The organism is Lacinutrix sp. (assembly GCF_029238095.1).
GTDB lineage: Bacteria > Bacteroidota > Bacteroidia > Flavobacteriales > Flavobacteriaceae > Lacinutrix.
Map to the genome: position 1 here is coordinate 13,606 of NZ_JAQWGS010000020.1, position 23,660 is coordinate 37,265.

Genomic DNA, 23,660 nt, shown 5'->3' on the forward strand with positions numbered 1-23,660 from the left:
ATTCTTTTAAGAAACAGCCTTTAGCTGCTTAATTTTTGTTTTAGATAGTTTTTGTTCAGCATAAGCTTTGGTTACACTAAACTTTTTAGTGTCACTTCCTGGAAGATCAAACATGGCATCTGTTAAAATTTCTTCGCACAGAGAGCGTAAACCTCTTGCGCCTAACTTGTACTCTATAGCTTTACCTACAATATAATCTAAGGCGCCATCTGTAATACTAAACTCTATTTCATCCATAGAAAACAGTTTTTTGTACTGTTTAATGATGGCGTTTTTAGGTTCTGTTAAAATGGCTCTAAGCGTGTCTGCATCTAATGGATCCATGTGTGTTAACACTGGTAAACGACCAATTATTTCTGGTATTAATCCAAAATCTTTTAAATCTTTTGGTATAATGTATTGCAATAAATTATTGTTATCTACAACATTATCACTCATAGAGGCACTATAACCTACAGCTTGCATGTTAAGACGTCTTGAGATGACACGGTTAATACCATCGAAAGCGCCTCCTGCTATAAATAAAATGTTTTCTGTATTGACCTCTATAAATTTCTGATCAGGATGTTTTCTACCACCTTTTGGTGGAACATTTACAACAGTACCTTCTAATAATTTTAATAAGGCTTGCTGTACACCTTCACCAGAAACATCTCTTGTAATTGACGGATTATCGCTCTTACGAGCTATTTTATCTATCTCATCTATAAATACAATACCTTTTTCTGCTTTTTCTAAATTATAATCTGCTGCTTGTAACAAACGTGTTAATATGCTTTCTACATCCTCACCTACATAACCTGCTTCTGTTAACACAGTTGCATCTACAATAGCTAAAGGTACGTTAAGCATTCTTGCAATAGTTTTAGCCATTAAGGTTTTACCTGTTCCAGTTTCTCCAACCATAATAATATTCGATTTTTGAATCTCGATATCATCATTTGTTGGTGTTTGTAATAAACGTTTGTAGTGATTATATACAGCTACAGACATGACTTTTTTGGTAAATTCTTGGCCAATAATGTATTCGTCTAAGAATGACTTTATTTGTTGTGGCTTACTTAGCATTAACTCTGCAGACAACTCTGTATTATCGCTTTGCTTAGACTCTTCTAATACGATACCATGTGCTTGCTCAATACAGCGATCACAAATATGTGCATCTAGTCCTGCAATTAATAAACTTGTTTCTGGCTTTTTCCTTCCACAAAACGAACATTCTAATTCTTCTTTTGCCATTCTTTTTAAGTTAAAAGTTATAAGTTAAAAGTTATAAGTTCTCACTCATACGACTCTAACCTAACTTAATTCATTGTAAATAAAAATTCTAACATTTTTATTTATTTTCTAATTATATTAATTACGAGCTAATATCTCGTCTATCATTCCGTATTCTTTAGCTTTATCTGCTTTCATCCAGTAATCACGATCACTGTCCTCGTAAACTTTGTCGTAATCCTGTCCTGAATGCTTACTAATAATTTTATAAAGCTCTTCTTTTAAAATTAAAATTTCACGAGCAGTAATTTCTATATCACTGGCTTGACCTTGTGCTCCTCCTAATGGTTGATGAATCATGACACGAGAATGTGTTAAACCACTACGTTTTCCTTTTTCTCCTGCACATAATAAAACGGCTCCCATTGAGGCTGCCATTCCTGTACAAATTGTTGCAACATCTGGCTTTATAAACTGCATAGTATCGTAAATACCTAATCCAGCATACACACTTCCACCTGGAGAATTTATATACATTTGAATGTCTTTATTAGCATCTACACTTTCTAAAAATAATAGCTGTGCTTGAATAATATTTGCAATATTATCGTTTATTCCTGTACCAAGAAAGAGGATACGATCCATCATTAATCTTGAAAACACATCCAATTGAGAAATATTTAACTGACGCTCTTCAATAATATAAGGCGTCATGCTTTGCGGCATCATACTACTCACAATCTTATTATAATAAGTACTACTAATACCTTGGTCTTTTATGGCAAATTTTTCGAATTCTTTTCCGTAATCCATATTTGTTTTTTGAATTTTTTATTTAAAATTAATTTCTGAATTGCTTCAGAATGGTCTAAATGTAGAGTTAAATCGTCTATTTTCAAATTTTTTAAGCAGAATTTAACGTGAATAAAATAGGCGTTGAATTACTAATAATTCAACGCCTAAATATAATGATTTTATAATTAAATTATTTGTCTCCGTAAACTTCCTTAACAAACTTATCGTAAGTTAATTCTTTTGTTTTTACAGTTGCCTTTTCTTTATATAAATTTAATAATTTTTGACTTACCACTTGCTCGCTTAAACGCTTTACTTCATCTTGATTAGAAAGTACTCTTGCGGCAATATCATCAAGTTCTTTATCTGTAGGATTCATTTGGCCAAATTGTGCCATTTGAACTTTAATCATAGATTTTGCACTTTCTTTTACATCTTCAAAGTCTACTTTTACGCTATTTGCTTCCATTAACTTAGCTTCAATAAGTTGGTAACGTAAACTTTTTTCAGATTTTTGATATTCTTCTTTTGCAGTGGCATCATCCATTGGGTTTTCTCCTGCAGATTGCATCCATTTTGTTAAGAATTCTGCTGGTAAATCGAATTTAGTATTGGCTACTAAATATTCAGTTATATCGTTTAATAATTTCTGGTCTGATTGCTGTACGAATTGCTTTTCTGCGTCTTCTTTAATCTTATCTTTTAATTCTGTTACAGATTTTACAACATCTTTTCCAAATAGCTTATCAAATAACTCTTGATCTAAATCTGCTGGTTCACGTTTGTTAATTTCTGTTATTTCAAAAGTAACTTCAATATCTAGACCATGTGCTTTATCATGTTCTATTTTTAATGCATGCATTAGTTCGTGATCGTCTTCGTAAAGTCCTTTTGTTTTTAAGGTAATAACGTCTCCAACTTTAGAACCAACAAATTTCTTTTGGGTTGCTTTGCCTTTAAACTTATCTAGAGTTAAAGTAACACTGTTTTCTATTCCTTCAGCTTCATTTTTATAGACTCCAGTTATTTCACTGTCTTTGGCAACTTCATTTAAAGCTATTAATTTACCGTATTGCTTTTGGATGTTTTCAACCTGCCCATCTATTAACTTATTATCTGCAACAATTTTGTAGTTTGTAATTTTCTTTACTTTTAGGTCCACATCAAATTCTGGTGCTAAACCTAATTCAAATTCGAAAGCAAAATTATCTGCTTCCCAATCGATATCGTCTTGCATTTTTGGTAATGGTTGTCCTAAAACGTCTAACTTTTCTTCGGTAAGATACTTGTTTAAACCTTCTTGAATTAGTTTGTTAACCTCATCAATTAAAATGGCTTTACCATATTGCTTTTTTACCATTCCCATTGGCACATGACCTTTTCTAAATCCAGGAATGTTTGCTGTTTTTCTGTAATCTGTTAAGATTTTTTCAACTTTAGAGGCGTAATCTTCTTTCTCGATTGCTACTGTTACTACAGCGTTTAATGCGTCTTTATTTTCTCTTGTAATATTCATTTTGAATAATTATTTTATGAAACCAAAAATGGAGTGCAAAAATACTACTTTTTTACACTCCATCAAAGTTTTTAATTCGTTGAATTTCAATACAAACTATACCTTCTTTTTATCGGTTTTTAAAAATGAATGTAACAGTGATTGCAATATAGATAACAGCACACTAAATAAAATTGCCCACCAGATATTATCTACTTCAAAACCAGTAATTAATTCATCTGCTAATAAAATAAGTAACGCATTTATTATTAACATAAACAAACCAAGCGTTATAATTGTTATTGGTAAAGTTAAAATTACCAATAATGGTTTTACTAATAAGTTTAAAATAGACAATACTACTGCAACAATTACTGCAGAAATGTAACCATTTACATGCACTCCATTTAACACGTATGCTAAAGCAAATACTGCAATGGCGTTTAACAACAGCTTTATAATTAGGTTCATTTTATATGTTTTTAAGGATTATTTTTCAATTTACGAAATTTATAACTGCGTTGTAAAAGTCTTCAGGATTTTCTGCATGTAACCAATGTCCAGCATTTGTAATGGTTTCTATTTTAGAATTTGTAAAATGTAATTTAATTATCGCTTGGTCTTGAGTTGCAATGTATTCACTTTTATCTCCTTTTAAAAACAATGTTTCTCCATTAAATTTTGCATGGATTGGTAATGCTTCACCTACTTCACTAACATTTTCAATTAATACTTCAAGATTTATTCTTAATCCTAAAACACCTTTTTTTACCCAATACAGATTTTTTAAAAGAAATTGTCTTGTGCCAAAATCGCTAACATAATGAGATAACTGTGTGTCTGCATCACCTCTACTTTCCAAAGTATTAAAATCTAAACGACTTAGACCTTCTAGAATAGCATCGTGATGAATGGGATAAAACCGTGGAGAAATATCTGCAACTATTAATTTACTAACATAATCGGGAAATTGCGATGAAAATAACATGGCTGTTTTTCCACCCATAGAATGCCCTAATAAATTGAAATTTTTAAGGTTTTTACTATCACAGTATAGTTTCAGATCTTCAGAGAGAACATCATAATTAAATGTATCGCTATGAAAACTTTTTCCATGATTTCTCTGGTCTATTAAATGTACTTGAAAACCTGATTTTGCAAATTGCTTTCCTAAAGTTTTCCAGTTATCGCTCATCCCTAAAAAGCCATGAAGTATTAAAAATGGTTTTCCTTCACCTATTATATTTGAATGTAATTTCATGTTTTTTATATTTACTTACTCCAATAATTTTGTCGCGAACTTCTCAAATTTTCAATAACTGAATTTGATTACTCTTGCCTCTACTCTTGTAACATTATTTTTCTAAACATGAATTGATAATCAATTCTTACTTAAAATTAATGCCTGATAACTACCGTAATTTATTTAAATACATATTAACAACATTCTCAATTCCCAAATATAGACTTTCGGAAATTAAAGCATGACCAATAGACACTTCTAATAATTCTGGAATATTTTGCTTAAAAAATTCAATATTATCTAAAGACAAATCGTGACCTGCGTTAATACCTATACCAATAGCATTAGCAACATCAGCACAAGCTACGTAAGGCTTTATAGCGTCTCTATTACCTTTACTAAATTGGTGCGCAAAACTTTCGGTATATAACTCTATTCTATCTGTTCCTGTTGCTTTTGCACCTTCAATTTGTTCAATCTCAGGATCTACAAAAATAGAAGTACGAATATTATTTCTTTTAAATTCTGAAATCACTTCAGTTAAAAAATCCTTATTTTTTACGGTATCCCAACCAGCATTACTTGTTAATGTATCTATACTATCAGGAACCAAAGTTACTTGTGTAGGTTTAATTGTTAGAACCATATCTACAAATTTTGAAATTGGATTACCTTCAATATTATACTCTGTATAAACAATTGGTTTTAAATCGTAAGCATCTTGGTAACGAATGTGTCTTTCGTCTGGTCTTGGATGAATTGTTACACCTTGAGCTCCAAAACGCTGGACATCTTTTGCAAACTGGACAACGTTTGGTGTGTCTCCACCTCTAGAGTTTCTTAAAGTAGCAATTTTATTTATGTTTACGCTTAATTTTGTCATTTTCAATAGGTATTATTTACTGCAAAAATACAAAGTAGAAGCACGAGATTGTTCTTATTTTTAATTAATTTGCATAAAATTAAAACGACACTATGAATCTTCTAGATTACATAATAAACGACATAAAACCACTTTTAAATACAGATAAAGTTGAAGAGATTCAGTTACTTTTTAACCAGTTAACCTATTCTCATATTCCTATTAAGAATGCTGATGGTGTTTACTTAGGTTGTATTTCTGAAAACGATGCACATTGTTTTGACAGTAAAAAACCCATTGAAGATTACAGGTATTCTGGAGAAGGTTTCTTTGTAAGAGAAGATACTAATTGGCTAGATGTGCTCGAAGCTTTTGCTCAAAATTCTGCCAATATTATGCCTGTTTTAAGCAATAAAAATGTGTATTTAGGCTATTACGAATTAAATGATATTATTGGCTTGTTTAACGAAACGCCTTTCTTTTCAGAAGCTGGTGCTGTATTAATTATTGAAAAAGGCATGTCTGACTATTCTTTTAGTGAAATTAGCCAGATAGTAGAATCTAATAACGGTAAGCTTTTAGGTTCATTTATTTCTAAATTTGAAAATGATGTGGCACAAATTACTTTAAAAATTGGTAATGCTAATCTAAATGACATTATGCAAACTTTTAGACGTTACAGCTATAATATAATTTCAGGACATGAGGACGATAGCTATTTAATTAGTCTTAAGGAGCGTTCAGATTATTTAAACAAATACCTAAACATGTAATTATGAAGGTTGCCATATACAGTCAATATCCAAAAAAACAATCTAAAGACTCTTTAAAGGCTTTAACAAAAGAATTACTGGATTTTAATGCTGAGCTGTTTTTAGAAAATGAATTTTACAACGATATCAAGTCAGAACTATCAAATCCTTCAGTCTACCAAACCTTTAATACTTTAGATAAAAGCTTTGATTTATTTGTAAGTATTGGTGGAGATGGTACTATTTTAAGAGCCATTACATTTGTAAAAGATTTAAACATTCCTATTATTGGAATTAACACAGGAAGATTAGGTTTTTTAGCAACTATTCAGCCTGAAGATATAACACAAGCCATCCTTCAAATAAAAAATAAAGCGTATACATTAAGTAAACGCACTTTATTATCAATAGAAACATCACCAGAAAATAATGACATAAAAGAATTAAACTTTGCACTAAATGAAATTGCAGTGAGCAGAAAAAACACCACATCTATGATTACTGTAGAAACAAAATTAAATGGTGAATTTTTAACTTCATACTGGAGCGATGGTTTAATAATAGCGACTCCAACAGGCTCTACAGGCTACTCGTTAAGTTGTGCTGGACCAGTTATAACGCCAGATACTACTAGTTTTGTTTTAACACCTATAGCACCTCATAATTTAAGTGCAAGACCATTAGTTATAGAAGATTCTACCATAATAGAACTAAAAGTAAGTGGTCGGGAAAATAATTACTTAGTGTCTTTAGACTCAAGAATAGCAACACTGTCAAACAACACTATTATTACCATAAAAAAAGCGCCTTTTGCCATTAATATGATAGAATTAAACTCTGAAAGCTTCCTAACAACACTCAGAAAGAAATTGCTTTGGGGAGAAGATAAGAGAAATTAAAGGTTAGTTTTAATTTTTACAACAAGCATTCCATTTGTTTTACAATAATTTCGTTTAAATAGTGTTTTAAACTGTAACTATTTGGTTCAAATTATAATAGGCTAATCTTATTTATTATATTTGCAAACTTTGAAGATTTATGAGGTATTTAACGCTTTTAATATTAGTATTTTTTAGCACACAAATAAGTAGTGCTCAAATTAACGAATTCGGCATTTTTGTTGGAGGCAGTAATTTTATTGGAGATGTAGGCGCTACAGACTATATAGCACCTAAACAACTCGCTTTAGGAGCAATTTACAAATGGAATAGAAGCGAGAGACATTCTTACAGAATATCTCTAACTTACACAGATTTGGAAGGCAACGATAGAGACTCTGATGATCCTGGCAGACAAATAAGAGGATTCGAATTTAACAATAGCATTCTAGAACTCTCAGCAGGAATGGAGTTTACTTTTTTTGATTTTGACTTACACAATGGCGGAAATGTATCAACACCATATATATATTCTGGAATAAGTGTAGCTAAACATGATAATTTTTACTTCAATCCAGATGGTACAATCGTAGACGAAAAAACAACCAGTTATGCCTATGGTATTCCTATGGCACTAGGCTATAAAGCTGCAATTTCACCAGATTTTATTATAGCTATAGAAATAGGTGCGCGCTATACATTTTCAGATGAATTAGATGGTAGTGTTCCTGATGCTAAAGAAGCATTCGAAAGTAGAGCTTTTGGAAATCTTAATAATAATGATTGGTATACCTTTACAGGAATAACACTAACTTATACATTTGGTAGAAACCCATGTTTTTGCCCAGGATAATTTGGATACAAGTAAAATAAATACAAATAAGTTACCTAAACACATTGCAATTATTATGGATGGCAATGGTCGTTGGGCTAAACAAAAAGGGCTTCTTCGTGCTATTGGTCACGAAAACGGAACTAAATCTGTGAGACAAACCGTAGAAGCTAGTGCTAAAATAGGAATAGAAAACCTTACACTATATGCATTTTCTACAGAAAACTGGAACAGACCAAAACTAGAAGTAGATACTTTAATGAAGCTATTAGTGTCTGCACTAAAAAAAGAAATAAAAACACTTCAAGACAATAACATTAAACTTAATGCTATTGGTAAGCTTTCAAACTTACCAAAGAAAGTTTTTACAGAACTTAACGAAGTTATAGAACGCACAAAAGACAATAGTAGAATGACATTAACCTTAGCATTAAGCTATGGATCTAGAGAAGAGTTGTTAAATACAATCAAAGAAATAAGTGATAAAGTTAAAAATAATATAATTTCTTCTGAAAATATTGACGAATCGATTATTAATGAGCATCTTTACACGCAAAATCTACCAGACGTAGATCTACTTATTAGAACAAGTGGAGAACAACGTATTAGTAATTTTTTGCTTTGGCAAATTGCCTATGCCGAATTATATTTTACAAAAGTATTATGGCCAGATTTTACACAGCAACACCTTTGTGATGCTATCATAGAATATCAAAATAGAGAAAGACGCTTTGGAAAAACAAGTGAACAAATTAGTTAAGAAATTACAATTGAAAACATTTTTACAATACACACTAGCCATACTTTTTGCAACATCTAGCTATTTTGCTCAAGCACAAGAAATTTCTTTGGAAAACAGTAAAAAGTACACCATAGCAGAAATTAAAGTTGCAGGTAATACTACATTTAGCGAGCAAACCATCATTACTTTTTCTAAACTTAAAAAAGGCGACGAAATTTTAATTCCTGGTGAAGAAATAAGTGCAGCAATTAAAAAACTTTGGAAAACCAACCTTTTTAGTGACATAGAAGTCTATTTAGCAAAAACTGAAGGTAATGCTGCATATTTAGAAATAAGATTAGCAGATTTACCAACATTAAATGAGCTAAAAATTAATGGCGTTAAAAAGAGCAAAAAAGAAGCTTTAATTAAAGAAAACAAACTTCAAGATGGTGTAAAAGTTACAGAAAACCTTATTACAACCACAAAAAATTACATTCAAAATAAAAACAGAAAGGCAGGATTTTTAAATACTAAAGTAAGTATAAATACAATTCCTGTAAAAGACTCTCTACAAAATGCTCGTGTAAACATGGTACTTAACGTAGATAGAGGTGAAAAAGTTAAAGTCTCTTCTATTAATTTTGAAGGCAATACCGTTTTTAGTGACAAAAAGCTTAGAAAAACAATGAAAAACACTAAGCAAAAAAATCCTATTCGTCTTTTAAAACGTTCAAAATATATTGTTGCAGATTTTAAAGAAGATTTAAACAGCATAATAGATAAATACAAAGAAAACGGCTACAGAGATGCTCGTGTAATTTCAGACAGCTTGGTCATTAACAATGCAAAAACTGTAAGCTTAAATATTAAAATTGAAGAAGGCGAAAAATACACCTTTGGAGATATCACTTTTATTGGTAATACTGTATACTCAGATGTCTATTTAAAAAGGCAACTTCGAATAGAAAAAGGAGATACTTATAACGGTGTTTTGTTAGAAGAGCGTATTGCTGATAACTCAAGACCAGATGGTGATGATATAACAAACCTATACCAAGACCATGGTTATTTATTTTCTACAATTAATCCTGTAGAGGTAAGTGCCGATGGTAATGTTATAGATATGGAAATTAGAATAGTTGAAGGTAAGCCAACCTATTTTAATAAAATTACAGTTGTTGGTAACGAAAAAACTAACGATCATGTTATTTACAGAGAAATAAGAACGCGTCCAGGAGAATTATATAGTAAAGCAAACGTTGTACGTACTGTTAGAGAATTAAGTCAGCTAGGCTTCTTTGATGCCGAACAAATTAATCCAGCATTTAAAAACGCTAGTCCAGAAGATGGAACTATAGATATAGAATATGGAGTTGTAGAAGCTGGATCGAGCCAAATTGAACTACAAGGTGGTTATGGTGGTGGAGGTTTTATTGGTACACTTGGCCTATCTTTTAACAACTTTGCATTAAAAGATATCTTTAAAAAAGATGCCTACAAACCAATACCAACTGGAGATGGACAAAAGCTAGCTTTACGCTTACAAGCTAGTCGATTCTTTAGAACCTACAGTTTTCAATTTTCAGAACCATGGATGGGTGGAAAAAAACCAGTTCAATTTTCTACATCAATATCTCATACACAACAATTTTTATTTAACGCACAAACAAGACAAGCAGATAAAGACAGACGTTTTAACATAACTGGTTTAACACTAGGTATTGCTAAACGACTATCTGTACCAGATGATTATTTTACACTATCTCAGGCATTAGGTTTTCAGCATTACGATTTAAAAAACTATAATACTGGCTTATTTACATTTGGAGATGGGTATTCTAACAATTTATCTTACACTATTGGTTTAAGTAGAAATAACACCTTTAACGATCCTGTTTTCCCAACTGGTGGTTCTAGTTTCTCGGCATCTGCAAAATTATCATTACCTTATTCTATGCTTAACGGTTTAGATTACAAAGCGCTTCGCCTTGAAAGAGAAGCAAACCAAGAAATAATTAGTGATCCAACTATAGATATCGATGAAAGAACAGCAGCTTCTAATAGAATATCACAAATTGATCAAGAACGTTTTAATTGGTTAGAATTTTATAAGGTTAAATTTAAAGGCGATTGGTACACAAAACTTGTCGATAAATTTGTATTTAAATCTACAGTAGAGTTTGGTTTCTTAGGTGCATATAATCAAGATAGAGGAATTGTACCATTCGAACGTTTCTTTTTAGGAGGAGATGGCTTAGGTGCTTTTGCTCTTGATGGAAGAGAAGTTGTAGCATTAAGAGGGTATCCAAACCAAGCACTATCAACTCAAGATGGTGGAACAATTTATAATAAGTTCTCATTAGAATTGCGTTACCCAATTACTTTAAAACAATCTGCAAAAATATATGCTTTAGGGTTTTTAGATGCAGGTGCATCATATGATAATTTTAAAGACTACAATCCATTTAACGTGCAACGTTCGGCAGGTTTAGGTATTAGAATTTTTATGCCAGCGTTTGGTTTACTAGGAATTGATTTTGGACATGGTTTCGATCCACTTCCTGGAAACACTGTTAAACATGGTTGGGAAACACACTTTATTATTGGACAACAATTTTAATATATATTTAAAGTGCTTTACACACAAAAAAGCCAAAGTTTATAGACTAATTTCAATATTTTTTATTTTTGGCACGATATTTTCAATGTTGCATTTGAGGATTTGAGACAAGAATTAAAATTTTTACAATTAAAATTCGTTATTTTGAAAACAAAGAGATTCAGAATAAGACAGAGTCCAAATCTAAACTGTCGGTTTTTTTGAATTTAAGTTATTAAATAATAAAATATAACCAGATGAAATTTAAAGTTCTTTTTTTATTGACTATAGTATCAATGCTGTCTATTCAAGCAAACGCACAACGTGGTGTTAGAATAGGATATATAGATACAGAATATATTTTACAAAACGTACCTGAATATACTGAAGCTACATCGCAATTAGATTCAAAAGTTCAAAAATGGAAAGGTGAAATTGAAAAACAATTAAAGACTATTGAACAAAAGCGAAACGATCTAAACAACGAAAAAGCACTTTTAACAAAAGAATTAATTGAGGAACGCGAAGAAGATATTTCTTTTGAAGAAAAAGAAATATTAGATTATCAACAAAAGCGATTTGGACCAAATGGCGATTTAATGATTCAAAAGAGACAATTAATGCAGCCTGTTCAAGATCAAATTTTTCAAGCTGTACAAGATATTGCTAAAAACAAAAAATATGATTTTGTTTTCGATAAATCAGCAGATGTAGTGATGTTATATTCTGCAGAACGTTTTGATATTAGTGAACAAGTTTTAAGAACAATTACACGGACGTCTAAAAGAAAGCAATTAGACTCTAGAAAAGACAAAAAAGAGGCTGAAGAAGAAGATGTAACGGTTGAAATAGACGAAAGTAAAGATGCTAGACAAGCTGCCTTAGACAAGAAAAAGGAAGAAAGAAAAGCCTTAGTTGAAGCAAGAAAAAAAGAAATAGCAGATAAAAGAGCAGCAGCACTAGCAGAAAGGGAAAAAGCAAAACAAGAGAAATTAGACGCTAGAAATAAAAATAAAGAAAGTACTGAAGACCAGGTGGACGAGGAAAGCACAGGAGACAAAGCAGACGAGGAAAGCACAGAAGACAAAGCAGACGAGAAAAGTACTGAAGACAAAAAAGCAGAGACCGAAGACGCTCCAAAAACAAGAGAACAAATTTTAGAAGAGCGTAGACAAATAAAACTAGCAGACAGAGCTGCAAGAAAAAAAGAATTAGAAGAAAGAAGACAAAAAATCTTAGACGACCGTAAAAAGGCTAAAGAAGAAAAAGCTAAGGAAAATATAGAAGACGAAAATACAGACGATTAAAAAATTATAATTCATAACACAAATAATACTTAAAAATGAAACAAATTAAAACGTTACTTATTGCAGCTACATTATTTATTGGAGCTACTACTTTAACAAATGCACAAACAAAAGTTGCGCACATTAATACAGGTGAATTAATTAAGGCAATGCCAGAAACTATTACTGCACAGGCAGACATACAGAAAATTGGTGAGACATACAAAGCAGATATTGAAGCCATGAAATTAGATTTAAAAACCAAAGTCGATCGTTACAATTTAGAAGCTAGGTCAAAAACCGACGAAGAAAACGAAAAACGTAAGAAAGAAGTTCTAGGAGACGAACAAGCACTTCAAGAGTATGCATATAATGCTGACCAAACTTTACAAAAAAAAGAAATGGAATATTTAAAGCCTATTACAGAAAAAGCACAAGCAGCTATTTTAAAAGTAGCAAAAGCTCAAGGTTTTGATTATGTATTAAACTCTGCTCAAGGTGGAGGCGTACTTATGGCAGAAGGTAAAAACTTACTTGAAGACGTGAAAAAAGAATTAGGTATTAAATAAAATATCTTAAACAAATAGTATCTAAAGCCGACTTATTAAGTCGGCTTTTGTATTTTTATAAAGTGAATAAAACTTATGAGTAAACAACCTATTGGCATATTCGATTCTGGTGTTGGTGGCACTTCCATTTGGAAGGAAATACGTAACGTATTACCAAACGAAAATTCTATTTATTTAGCCGATAGTATTAATGCACCTTATGGACCAAAAGGTACTAGGAAAATTATAGAACTTAGCATAAAAAATACAGAATTCCTTTTAGAAAAAAACTGCAAAATTATAGTTGTGGCTTGCAATACTGCCACAACAAATGCTATTAGTATTTTAAGAGAAAAATACAATGTTCCATTTATTGGTATTGAACCAGCCATTAAGCCTGCGGCATTAAACACAAAAACAAAAGCTATTGGTATTTTAGCAACAAAAGGTACATTATCTAGCGCACTATTTCACAACACTTCTAGCTTATACTCTAACGGAATAACCATTATAGAACAAATAGGAGAAGGTATTGTTCAACTTATAGAAAACGGGAGTCTTGATTCATTAGAAATGGAATTATTGCTTAAAAGCTACTTAAAACCAATGCTTAAAGCCAATATAGATTATCTTGTGTTGGGTTGCACACATTATCCTTATCTTATTCCTAAGCTTATTAAACTGCTTCCTAAACACGTTAAAATTATTGATTCTGGTTTAGCAGTTGCCAAGCAGACTAAATCTGTTTTAGAGCAGCTTGATTTATTAAATACAGAAGTGCTAAAACCTAAAAATGAGTTTTATATTAATTTGAAGAATACAGAAGTGATGCAATCGCTTTTAGGAAAACCTTTTAATGTTGATTATTTAGAGTTTTAAATACACGAGAAGATAATGATATTGCCATGTCATTACTTCGTCTCTTCTCCCAATAACATTGACAATTACTCTTTAAACCAACTAGAATATTTTACATAATTCTCTGCAATACGGTTTATTTCACCATTAATAAGTTCTTTGCTTATATCTTTTACTTTTTTGGCTGGAACTCCTGCATAAATGCTTCCAGATTCTACAATTGTATTTTGGGTAACTACTGCACCTGCTGCAACAATACTATTACTTTCTACAATACAATTATCCATAACTATACTTCCCATACCAATAAGCACATTATCGTGAATAGTACAACCATGCACTATAGCATTGTGGCCAATAGACACATTATTACCAATGGTTGTTGGGTATTTTTGATAGGTGCAATGCACCACTGCTCCATCTTGTACATTTACCTTATTGCCTAGTTTTATATAGTGTACGTCGCCTCGCAAAACGGCATTAAACCAAATACTGCATTGTTCTCCTACTTGTACGTCTCCAACAATAGTTGCGTTTTCTGCAATGTAACAATCTTCTGGTAGTTGTGGACTTTTTCCGTTTACTGGTTTTATTATTGGCATATTTTTAATTTTATTTAAAATAAGATAGTAATTCAGATTTTCTAGAAGGCGACACCATTACTTCCTTTCCGTTACTTAAGATTACACTTCCGCCTTTTCCTTTTACATATTTTACAACTTCGTTTACATTAACCAAATAGCTTTTATGTACTCTAGCAAAGTTTGAGTCTTGTAAGGCTTCTTCAAAATATTTAAGTGTTTTACTTACTACTTTCTTTTTGTTGTTATTTAGGTAAATTTCTGTGTAATTGTCATCGGCTTTACAGAATAAAATATCTGCTGTGCTAATGACTTCAAAACCATTTTGTTGTGGAATAGTTATTTTTCCAGCTACATTATTACTCGTTTTTGGCACTAAAACTTGGTCTTGAAGTGCATTTTCTTTTGTTTTTATTTCTATAACATAATCTACTGATTTAATTAAATCGTCAATAGCAATTGGTTTCATTAAATAATAACTAGCGTGTGCATTTAAAGCTTCTATTGCATAATTATTATAAGCTGTTACAAAAACGGTTTCGAAGTCTCTATCTCCTACTTTATCTAGCAAATCGAAAGCATTACCATAAGGCATTTCTACATCTAAAAATACTAAATCTAACTCGTTATTTCTAATGAGCTCTAAACCTTCGTTTATGTTTGCAGCTTCTCCAAGAATAGTTACATTTGGACAGTATTTTTTAAGATAGTTTTTAAGAATGTCTCTGCTTGCTTGTTCGTCTTCTACTATTATTGCGTTTAGTTTCATTTTCTGGTGATTTATTTAGTTTCTATAATAGATATTGAAATATATTTATTTTCACCTAATTCTAATCTATCAATGCTATTGTAATATTTATAATTTCTTTCAATAAAAAAAAGCTTGTTAAACTCTTCAAATGTCGAAAGTTTACCGTTGATTAAATAATCTCTTTTGTAAGAAATTCCACAATACAAAACTATTACCTTTTTAATATGGACAATTCCACCATATGCTCTTGCTCCTAATTTCTCTAGAAAATATTTACTCTTTTGCTTAATATAACTGTAGCTTCTTGCAGACTGTTCCATTAAGTCTTTATCATCTTCATTCAATTCTGAATATAATTTATATGGTTTTGAATTAACAATAATTAAGGGGTCTTCTGAAATCAAACCTTGCTCAGAATACATTTTAATATAATCTGAAAGCTTAATATTATAATTTACCATAGGTGTTTTTTCAACTGACTTACAATTAATAAGTGAAATAAAAATTAATAATATTAAAATTTTAACCTTCATATTAATCTTTTTTCAAAGTCACTACAACTATAGTTCCTGTATCGCTTTCTGTTTGTTCTTTATGTAATTCGTCTATAAAAACATCAACCTTATCTTTATACATTTCGTTTAAAATAGACACACGTTTTTTAATATTACCCATGCCTTTAGAGTTCTGCTTTTGCTGATTTTCGGTTTTAAGCGCTTTAGACTTTTCGCGACCAATGCCATTGTCTGCAATAGTAATGGTAATTTCGTCTTTACTTTTTTTAGTAATAGAAATATCTAATTTCCCTTTGGCTTCTTTATAGCGTAAGCCATGCCAAACGGCATTTTCTATATAAGGCTGCAATAACATTGGTGGAATTTGGTAACTATTAATGTCTATTTCTTCATCTACAGTTATGGTATAATCAAACTTATCTTGAAATCTAAAATGTTCTAATTTGGTGTATAATTCTAATAACTCTATTTCTTTTTCTAATGGTATAAAATCTTGCTCGCTATTTTCTAAAACGGTTCGCATTAGTTTAGAAAAATCGCTTAAATATTTGTTTGCTGTACGCTCATCGTTAGTGGCAATAAAACTATTTACAGAGTTTAAAGCATTAAAAATAAAGTGAGGATTCATTTGGCTTCTTAATGATTTTAAAGCCAACAAATTATTAGCTAAACGCTGTTGTTTTATGTATTTATACATTAAAAAGCCTGCAAAAAGCAATAGTAATAATCCGCCTATAAGTGAGTAAATTATTATTTTTTGATTTTTGTTTTGCTCTTGGTTTAGTTGATATCTACTTTCGGATAACTCACGATCACTTTCTAAAGAGGTAATTCGGTTTTGCTTATCTGCAATACTTTTATTAAAACGAGCTGCTTGAGTAATTTGCTGTTCTTTTTTTACAAAAAGTGCTTCAACAGATTTAATATACTCATCGTATTTTTTTCTTGCATTTTCAAAATCACCAGACTCTCTATAGACTTCTGATAGTTTTCTAGTAGCATCTTTCTCTACCACTAAGTCTTCACGTGCATCTGCCTCTGCAATACTTTTTTCTAAATATGGTATAGCTTCTGCATAATTTTTTTGCATAAATAAGGCATTACCAATTTTATAGTTTTGTTTTTGTGTGGTATAATCGCTTTCAATGTCAATTATAGAATCTGTCTCAATATCTTTAATATCTAAAATGGCTTCTTCCCTTAGGCGTATTTCGTCTTCAAAATTACGATTAGCGTTATTAAAATCTGCAACTTTAACTTTTTCCTTAACCGCTCTTGTTTTGTTTTCTTGAGTGGCTAAATTTAAGGAGTTGTTGTAGTATTTTTTTGCTTTAGCAGTGCTTCCGTTAGCATCAAAAGATTGCGCTATTTTAGAATTTAAATCGGTTACTTTAGGTGCTATTAAATGTTTTTGAGCAATTACAAGTGCTTCATTATAAGAATCTATAGATAGTTTATAGTTTTTCATTTTAAAATATACATCTCCTAAACTTTCATTTAGTTCCACCAATTGGTAATTGGATAATTCTTTTGTATCAATTTTTTGAAGTAATAAAACGCTTTCTTGGTAATTATTATTCATCATATAAGCCTTTGCTAACTTGAGCTTAACTTCGTTAGATTGGTAACTGTTTAGGCTTATTCTATAATTAGATACTGCTAAGTCGTACTGTTTCCAAAACATATAGACATCTGCAAGTACTTCAAAAGCTTCAGAATTTTGCTTCACAGAACTACTTCTTTTAATGCTTTCGGTTACAAATTGAATACTTTTATCAGCAGATTTCTTTTTATAAACTAATGCAGAATCTATTAAGTTATTAAACGAATTGTCCTGTTTTTGTTTATATAAATTAACGTCGGAGTGTGAAGTTCGCTCTAACACATTAACAATTAAACGCTCATCGCTTTTTACGGTATAATAAATAGTTTCAAAATCTTCATGACTAATAATAATCTCATCTCCTACTTTTGCACGAACTCTAAACTCTCCCAAAGCATTAGAAGAAGTGTAAGCACCACCATTTACTTGAATATTAACGTCTTCAATAGCTTCTCTTGAATCTTCTTCTTTAACTAGTCCTCTAACTTCAAAAAATGCGTCTTTAGTATTTTGAGGTTGATTGTTAACGGCATCGTTTTGCTGTGCAAACGCTGAAAGCGAGAAAAAAACAATTAGTATACAACTGATATATAATTTAAGGTATTTCACAAGTGATTTTTATTTACTAAAAGATAAACTTACACACTTTAATTGGCATATTAAAATGAGTGGTACTGAAACTAATGAAATATTGAACTAAAATAACCTTGTTTACTCATTTATAAAGAGCATTCACTCAATATAAAGTCGTTTTCACTCATTGTGGTTTTTATTAAAAAAAGGTTGCTTATAAGTTTACATCAAAATAAAAACTTAAACACATGAAAAACACTTTTTACTTAGTCCTACTATTATGCTTTTCTTTGGCATCTGCACAAATTAAAGGTAATGCAACAACCATTTCAAGACAAAACGTAATTCAAGCCGAAGATCTTGGAAATGCTAACATTTATGGAAATAATATAAATGCGTTTAGGCATCAAAATTTAATACCTAACCCAACCATTACAATAGATGTTAAAGCACTAAACAGTATTGTAGCAGATTCTTACACAGCGGTTTTTAATTTAGTGCAAATTGGAGAAACTGCAGAAGACACAAACAAGTTAATGAACGAACGTGTAAACGATGTAAAAAGCGCATTAACTGCTCAAGGCATATTTAGTAAGGATATAATTATTGATGTGATTTCTTTTGTTCCAGTCTATGAAACTGTAGTAGAAAAAAAGTTGTTTAGTAAAAAATATAACGAGGTGCCTAAAGGCTTCGAACTGCAACAAAATTTGCATATAAAATTTACTGAAGTTAATCAGTTTGAAAAAATATTGGCTGCCTGTGCTAAAAATGAAATATACAACTTAGTAAAAGTGGATTATTTTATAGAAAATATTGAAGCTGTTTACACTAAACTAAGAGCAGAAATTCTAAAAACACTTAAAGCAAAAAAGCAATTTTATTTAGACTTAGGTTTCGATTTAGCAAATTATAAACCTACAATGGCAGACACAAAGTATTGCCATTTTCCACGAGAGTTTTATAAAAACTATCAAGCATTTAATAGTATCTCTTTAGAAGCCATTAAAAAACCAAAAGGTATTATACAAGCAAAAAAACAAACCTCTTATTATTACGATCCTTTGTCTTTTAAAGAATATGATGTTGTAATTAATCCATCTATTGTAGAACCTGTAATACAAATAGGCATGGAAATTAAACTACAATATATAGAAAAACCAAAAAAGCCAGAACCTATAGTTAAAGAAAAAGAAGTGATAAAAAACAAATACTTTATTCTATCAAAAGATGGAGAACTTAAAGCAAAAGAATTAAAATTAGAAAACTAATTAACAAGGATAACAAGAAAAATAATAAACAAATGAAAACAATAATTAAATCACTTGTCATTACATTATCTGCCTTTTCTCTTATGGCATGTAATGCAGACAACAAAAAGCAAAACATAAGTTATGCTTTAAACGAAACTGTGCATACTATTAAGACAGTTACTCCAAAATTTAAAAAAAAATATATTAAAGTAGCACTTTTACTAGATACAAGTAATAGTATGGATGGCTTAATAGACCAGGCAAAAGCCCAACTATGGGAAATTGTAAACGAGTTATCTTATGCAAAATGTAAAGACGATAAACCTAATTTAGAAATTGCACTTTACGAATATGGAAACGATAACCTAAATAGTGAAGAAGGCTATATAAGACAAGTTCTTGCTTTTAGTGATGACTTAGACGAAATTTCTAAACAATTGTTTTCTCTAACCACAAAAGGAGGTAATGAATATTGTGGCTATGTCATAAACACTGCTCTAGATCAGTTAGAATGGAATGATAATAAAGACGATTTAAAATTTATTTTCATAGCAGGAAACGAGCCTTTTACTCAAGGTAAAATAAACTATAAAGACGCCTCAAAACATGCTCACAATAAAGATATAACAGTAAACACCATTTTTTGTGGCGACTACAATCAAGGCATTTCTGGATATTGGAAAGATGGCGCAGATTTAGCTCATGGAGATTATATGGCAATAAACCATAATAAAGAAACTATACATATTGCAACACCTTATGACGATGCTATTTTAGAGCAAAACAATAAACTAAACAAAACCTATGTAGCATATGGCTCTCGAGGTATAGAAAAAATGCAACTTCAAGCCCAACAAGATAATAATGCAGAAAGCTATAGTAGTGCAAATGCGGTAAGCAGAACGGTTAGCAAAAGTTCTCATCTTTACAAAAACTCTACTTGGGATTTAATAGATGCTTCAAAAGACAAAACATTTAATTATGATTCTTTAAATCAAAACGATTTACCTCAAGAACTTAAAAACAAAAGTGTTTCAGAGATCAAGACATATATTTCTAGTAAAAAGAACGAACGTGTAATAATTCAAAATAGAATCCAAGAACTTAATTCTAAACGCAAAGAGTATATTTTAAAAACTAATAAAGAAAATACCAACGGATTAGAAAACGCTATGATTAAAGCGATAAAATCTCAAGCCAAAGTAAAAAACTATTCTTGGAAATAATATCTAATTAACACATAAACTGTATTACATAAAAAAAGCCTTCTAAATTTAGAAGGCTTTTTTAGATCTGTGTATAATCTATTTAGTTAATTGCTGGACAATTACAACTGTAACGTTCTTTAGCACAACCAAAATTATAGCCTAAAGTAATTTGATGAAAACCACCATTATTAAAAACAACAGAGTTTGCTTGGTAACTGTATGTGTAAGCAAACATAAACTCATCTAAGTTAACTCCTAGTAATGGCGTAATGTATTGTAATTTTTGGCTGCTTACTCCTGAGCCATCTACAAATTCTGCACCATCTAAACTTCTTCTGTAAGATATTCCTCCCCAAACTTTACCAAAATCCATTGTCTTGTATGCTTTAAGGTTAACATCGAAAGAAGCCTCTTCTGTTGCATCTCTGTACATAAACATAACTGAAGGTTCAAAACTCCAATCGTTATTATAACTACTAAATGTGTTTCCAGCAGAGACAATGTAAGTTCTTAAATTATCATAACTTAAACCTTGTTCGTTAAAATTTACACCTTCATTTTTTAGTAAGTTCTTTACCGTAGCATGTGCATAAAAATCATATAAGTGGTATGAGAAACCAAAATCAACATTAAAATTGGTTGCAGATTGCTCGATACCTCCAATAATTGGATCTGGCCCATCAAATAAAAACGAAGTTTCGTCTAATTTATATTGAATAGCTCCAGCGCTTAAACCAAAAGAAAGCATATTTAAATCTGATGTGCTTCTTGAAAACATAAGGTGATGAGCATAGGTTAAATAAACACCACTTTGTGAGTGGAAACCATTTTTATCGGAATAAACAATCGCTCCAACTCCAGATTGACTTTCTCCAATTCTACCATTAATACTTGCTGTTAATAAAGCTGGAGCATCATCTTCCCCAAACCATTGTTGACGACCAGTAACTCTTATTTTAGTACAATTTGCTACACCAGCCATAGAAGGGTGAATTAAGTAATAATTGTCTGTTAAGTAATCTGAATATACAGGAAGTCCTTCTTGTGCATTAGTAAATTGACTACTAAAAAACACTATAACTGCCAATATTAATAACCTTTGTATTCTCATAATCTCTATTTTCAAGGTAGATGTTGGTTCAAAATGCATAGCTCTCGCTTTAATAACTCTCGTTTTCCGATTAAATTATATCAGAGCCAAATATATGAATTTACTTTGTATTATTTAGGTATCAAAAGTTAAAGCCACCAATATAAAAAGGATTTAGCAAAAAAACTAAACTTTTATGATTAATGGATAAATCTTTAAAGTGCCAAATATATCGATAACTGAACATACTTTTAGTATTTTTGCAAAAAAAAAGTTACAAAATGAATTCTTTTAAAGTTACAACTCAAGAAACTTCAAATTCTAAAATACTAAAATTTGAAGTCAATCAATTTATTACTCAACATCAAAGTTTCGAATTTAGTAATATAGATGAAGCAAAAGCTTCTCCTCTTGCTCAACAACTATTCTATTTGCCTTTTGTAAAAAAAGTATACATAACGAGTAATTTTATAGCTATAGAGCGTTTTAGTATTGTTAAATGGCAAGATGTCCAAAACGAAGTTTCTCAACAAATTGAGGAGTACTTAAATAATGGCAACGTAGTCATAAATCAAGATATTGCTCCAAAAAAAACACCGGTAACTGTCTATGCAGAAAGCACACCAAATCCTGGAGTTATTAAATTTGTTGCAAATAAAAAAATTGCTAACGCAGCTTTCGAGTTTACTTCTATAGATACGACTAAATCATCTCCATTAGCTACAGAATTATTTCATTTTCCTTTTGTTAGAGCTGTTTTTATAGATGAAAATTACATCTCTGTAACTAAATATGATGTAGCTGAATGGAATGACATTACAAATGAATTACGTGAATTTATTAGGGCCTATATTGAAAATGACAAAGAGATTATTTCTGCTAATGCTCCTGAAGTAATTGAAAAATCTACCGAAAAAGTAGAAGCACATTTTGAAACACTAGATGATATTTCGAAAGAGATTATAAATATTCTTGAAGAATATATAAAACCTGCTGTTGCAAGCGATGGTGGTAATATTCAATTCGACTCTTACGATGAAAAAACTAAAACTGTAAAAGTAATATTACAAGGTGCTTGTAGTGGCTGTCCTTCTTCGACATTTACTTTAAAAAATGGCATAGAAAACATGTTAAAAGAAATGCTAAAAGGAAAAGTAAATACTGTTGAAGCAATTAACGGTTAATCTTTAAAAAAAGCTTTTTGTCGTAATATCCATATTTATAATATTTGAAAATATTACTTTCTATAATATTTTTTAATTTTATAATAATTATAAATTTAAAACATAAAAATTATGGCAGTATTAAAAGTTATTGAAGTATTATCTAACTCTGAAAAAAGTTGGGAAGATGCTACTAAAAAAGCAGTAAAGCATGCTTCTAAAAGTGTAAAAAATATACGTTCTGTTTATGTTCAAGACCAAAGCACTAGCGTTAAGGATGGTGAAGTAACAGATTTTAGAGTAAACTTAAAAATCACTTTTGAAGTGAATTAATTATTACTTCTACATTAACAAAAAAACGCCTGAACTAAAGTTCAGGCGTTTTTTTGTTATTATTAATATAGCTTTTCTAGTTTTATCTTTTTAGTGTAAAATGCGCTCTTATGGTTTTCTTTTCATCAGTAGTTGGTTCTCTGTATTCTACCGTAAACCAGTAGTCGCTTGTTGGCATTGGGTTACCATTGTAGGTTCCATCCCACCCTGCGCCTGTTGGGCTTAATTGCTTTAAGAGTTTGCCATAACGATCAAATATATATATTACCGCGTCTGGTTGGTTACCATTACCATAAATGTTCCATGTATCGTGGTAACCATCACCATTTGGTGTAAAGTATAATGGATAATCCATAACTATAATGCTTGTAGTGGTTTCACCACAGCCTACAGTGTCTCTTACTGTTATGCTATGTTGTCCTGCTTCTACATTGGTAAAGGTATACATGCTATCGTTTGGTGTGTTGATCTGCCAAGCACCTCCATCGATACTAAATTCG

24 protein-coding genes are annotated in these 23,660 nt (G+C 30.8%); 12 read left to right on the forward strand and 12 right to left on the reverse strand.

Features of this window, described 5'->3' with window-relative positions; all coding sequences use genetic code 11:
• Positions 1-6: 6 nt before the first annotated feature.
• The 6 genes from clpX to P8H50_RS05195 all read right to left on the reverse strand — a co-directional run bounded on the left by clpX (position 7) and on the right by P8H50_RS05195 (position 5,634).
• On the reverse strand, positions 7-1,239 hold the full coding sequence (gene clpX / locus P8H50_RS05170) for an ATP-dependent Clp protease ATP-binding subunit ClpX (protein WP_300206299.1): 1,233 nt from the start codon (positions 1,237-1,239) through the stop codon (positions 7-9).
• 117 nt (positions 1,240-1,356) lie between these two features.
• On the reverse strand, positions 1,357-2,031 hold the full coding sequence (gene clpP / locus P8H50_RS05175) for an ATP-dependent Clp endopeptidase proteolytic subunit ClpP (protein ID WP_300206301.1): 675 nt from the start codon (positions 2,029-2,031) through the stop codon (positions 1,357-1,359).
• Positions 2,032-2,203: 172 nt separating this feature from the next.
• Positions 2,204-3,529 carry a trigger factor gene (gene tig, locus P8H50_RS05180; RefSeq protein ID WP_300206303.1) on the reverse strand — a complete coding sequence of 442 codons (1,326 nt, stop codon included), beginning with the start codon at positions 3,527-3,529 and terminating at the stop codon, positions 2,204-2,206.
• Positions 3,530-3,625: 96 nt separating this feature from the next.
• A complete protein-coding gene (locus P8H50_RS05185; RefSeq protein WP_300206305.1) occupies positions 3,626-3,979 on the reverse strand; it encodes a phage holin family protein in 354 nt (117 codons plus the stop codon).
• Between the two features lie 25 nt (positions 3,980-4,004).
• Positions 4,005-4,769: an alpha/beta fold hydrolase gene (locus P8H50_RS05190; RefSeq protein ID WP_300206307.1), complete on the reverse strand. Its 765-nt coding sequence runs from the start codon at positions 4,767-4,769 to the stop codon at positions 4,005-4,007.
• A gap of 151 nt (positions 4,770-4,920) precedes the next feature.
• On the reverse strand, positions 4,921-5,634 hold the full coding sequence (locus P8H50_RS05195) for a pyridoxine 5'-phosphate synthase (protein ID WP_300206309.1): 714 nt from the start codon (positions 5,632-5,634) through the stop codon (positions 4,921-4,923).
• Positions 5,635-5,726: 92 nt separating this feature from the next.
• Here P8H50_RS05195 and P8H50_RS05200 point away from each other — a divergent pair, with 92 nt between their 5' ends.
• The 8 genes from P8H50_RS05200 (at position 5,727) to murI (ending at position 14,111) form a co-directional block, all read left to right on the forward strand.
• Positions 5,727-6,386: an acetoin utilization protein acuB gene (locus P8H50_RS05200; protein ID WP_300206311.1), complete on the forward strand. Its 660-nt coding sequence runs from the start codon at positions 5,727-5,729 to the stop codon at positions 6,384-6,386.
• 2 nt (positions 6,387-6,388) lie between these two features.
• A complete protein-coding gene (locus P8H50_RS05205; RefSeq protein WP_300206313.1) occupies positions 6,389-7,264 on the forward strand; it encodes an NAD kinase in 876 nt (291 codons plus the stop codon).
• Between the two features lie 139 nt (positions 7,265-7,403).
• Positions 7,404-8,096 carry a DUF6089 family protein gene (locus P8H50_RS05210; protein ID WP_300206315.1) on the forward strand — a complete coding sequence of 231 codons (693 nt, stop codon included), beginning with the start codon at positions 7,404-7,406 and terminating at the stop codon, positions 8,094-8,096.
• A gap of 55 nt (positions 8,097-8,151) precedes the next feature.
• Positions 8,152-8,835, forward strand: coding sequence for an isoprenyl transferase (locus P8H50_RS05215; RefSeq protein WP_300206348.1), 684 nt, complete (start codon positions 8,152-8,154; stop codon positions 8,833-8,835).
• Between the two features lie 10 nt (positions 8,836-8,845).
• Entirely contained in the window at positions 8,846-11,419 is a 2,574-nt protein-coding gene (gene bamA, locus P8H50_RS05220) for an outer membrane protein assembly factor BamA (protein ID WP_300206317.1), read from the forward strand.
• Positions 11,420-11,655: 236 nt separating this feature from the next.
• A complete protein-coding gene (locus P8H50_RS05225) occupies positions 11,656-12,705 on the forward strand; it encodes an OmpH family outer membrane protein (RefSeq protein WP_300206319.1) in 1,050 nt (349 codons plus the stop codon).
• A gap of 35 nt (positions 12,706-12,740) precedes the next feature.
• Positions 12,741-13,253, forward strand: a complete 513-nt coding sequence (locus P8H50_RS05230) for an OmpH family outer membrane protein (protein WP_300206321.1) — start codon at positions 12,741-12,743, stop codon at positions 13,251-13,253.
• Positions 13,254-13,328: 75 nt separating this feature from the next.
• A complete protein-coding gene (gene murI, locus P8H50_RS05235; RefSeq protein WP_300206323.1) occupies positions 13,329-14,111 on the forward strand; it encodes a glutamate racemase in 783 nt (260 codons plus the stop codon).
• A 65-nt stretch (positions 14,112-14,176) separates the two neighbouring features.
• Here the strand turns inward: murI and P8H50_RS05240 are convergent, their stop codons facing one another.
• The 4 genes from P8H50_RS05240 to P8H50_RS05255 are packed head-to-tail and all read right to left on the reverse strand — an operon-like array spanning position 14,177 to position 18,149.
• A complete protein-coding gene (locus P8H50_RS05240) occupies positions 14,177-14,692 on the reverse strand; it encodes a gamma carbonic anhydrase family protein (RefSeq protein WP_300206324.1) in 516 nt (171 codons plus the stop codon).
• A gap of 10 nt (positions 14,693-14,702) precedes the next feature.
• The gene (locus P8H50_RS05245) at positions 14,703-15,440 is read right to left on the reverse strand and encodes a LytTR family DNA-binding domain-containing protein (protein WP_300206327.1); all 738 of its coding nucleotides are present in this window, start codon (positions 15,438-15,440) and stop codon (positions 14,703-14,705) included.
• Positions 15,441-15,451: 11 nt separating this feature from the next.
• The gene (locus P8H50_RS05250; protein ID WP_300206329.1) at positions 15,452-15,955 is read right to left on the reverse strand and encodes a hypothetical protein; all 504 of its coding nucleotides are present in this window, start codon (positions 15,953-15,955) and stop codon (positions 15,452-15,454) included.
• 1 nt (position 15,956) lies between these two features.
• Positions 15,957-18,149, reverse strand: coding sequence for a histidine kinase (locus tag P8H50_RS05255; protein WP_300206331.1), 2,193 nt, complete (start codon positions 18,147-18,149; stop codon positions 15,957-15,959).
• A gap of 212 nt (positions 18,150-18,361) precedes the next feature.
• On the opposite strand from P8H50_RS05255, the gene P8H50_RS05260 reads away from it, so the two are divergent.
• The gene (locus tag P8H50_RS05260) at positions 18,362-19,384 is read left to right on the forward strand and encodes an SIMPL domain-containing protein (RefSeq protein ID WP_300206334.1); all 1,023 of its coding nucleotides are present in this window, start codon (positions 18,362-18,364) and stop codon (positions 19,382-19,384) included.
• A gap of 32 nt (positions 19,385-19,416) precedes the next feature.
• Positions 19,417-20,592, forward strand: coding sequence for a vWA domain-containing protein (locus P8H50_RS05265; RefSeq protein ID WP_300206336.1), 1,176 nt, complete (start codon positions 19,417-19,419; stop codon positions 20,590-20,592).
• A gap of 82 nt (positions 20,593-20,674) precedes the next feature.
• On the opposite strand, the gene P8H50_RS05270 is transcribed toward P8H50_RS05265, so the two are convergent.
• Positions 20,675-21,685, reverse strand: a complete 1,011-nt coding sequence (locus P8H50_RS05270) for a type IX secretion system membrane protein PorP/SprF (RefSeq protein WP_300206338.1) — start codon at positions 21,683-21,685, stop codon at positions 20,675-20,677.
• 260 nt (positions 21,686-21,945) lie between these two features.
• On the opposite strand from P8H50_RS05270, the gene P8H50_RS05275 reads away from it, so the two are divergent.
• Both P8H50_RS05275 and P8H50_RS05280 read left to right on the forward strand, forming a co-directional pair.
• Positions 21,946-22,848: a NifU family protein gene (locus P8H50_RS05275; RefSeq protein WP_300206340.1), complete on the forward strand. Its 903-nt coding sequence runs from the start codon at positions 21,946-21,948 to the stop codon at positions 22,846-22,848.
• 111 nt (positions 22,849-22,959) lie between these two features.
• Complete coding sequence (locus tag P8H50_RS05280) at positions 22,960-23,160, forward strand: dodecin family protein (RefSeq protein WP_300206342.1); 201 nt, start codon at positions 22,960-22,962, stop codon at positions 23,158-23,160.
• 82 nt (positions 23,161-23,242) lie between these two features.
• Here P8H50_RS05280 and P8H50_RS05285 read toward each other — a convergent pair.
• Positions 23,243-23,660, reverse strand: a 418-nt coding sequence (locus P8H50_RS05285; RefSeq protein WP_300206344.1) for a T9SS type B sorting domain-containing protein, incomplete at its 5' end; no start/stop codon positions are given.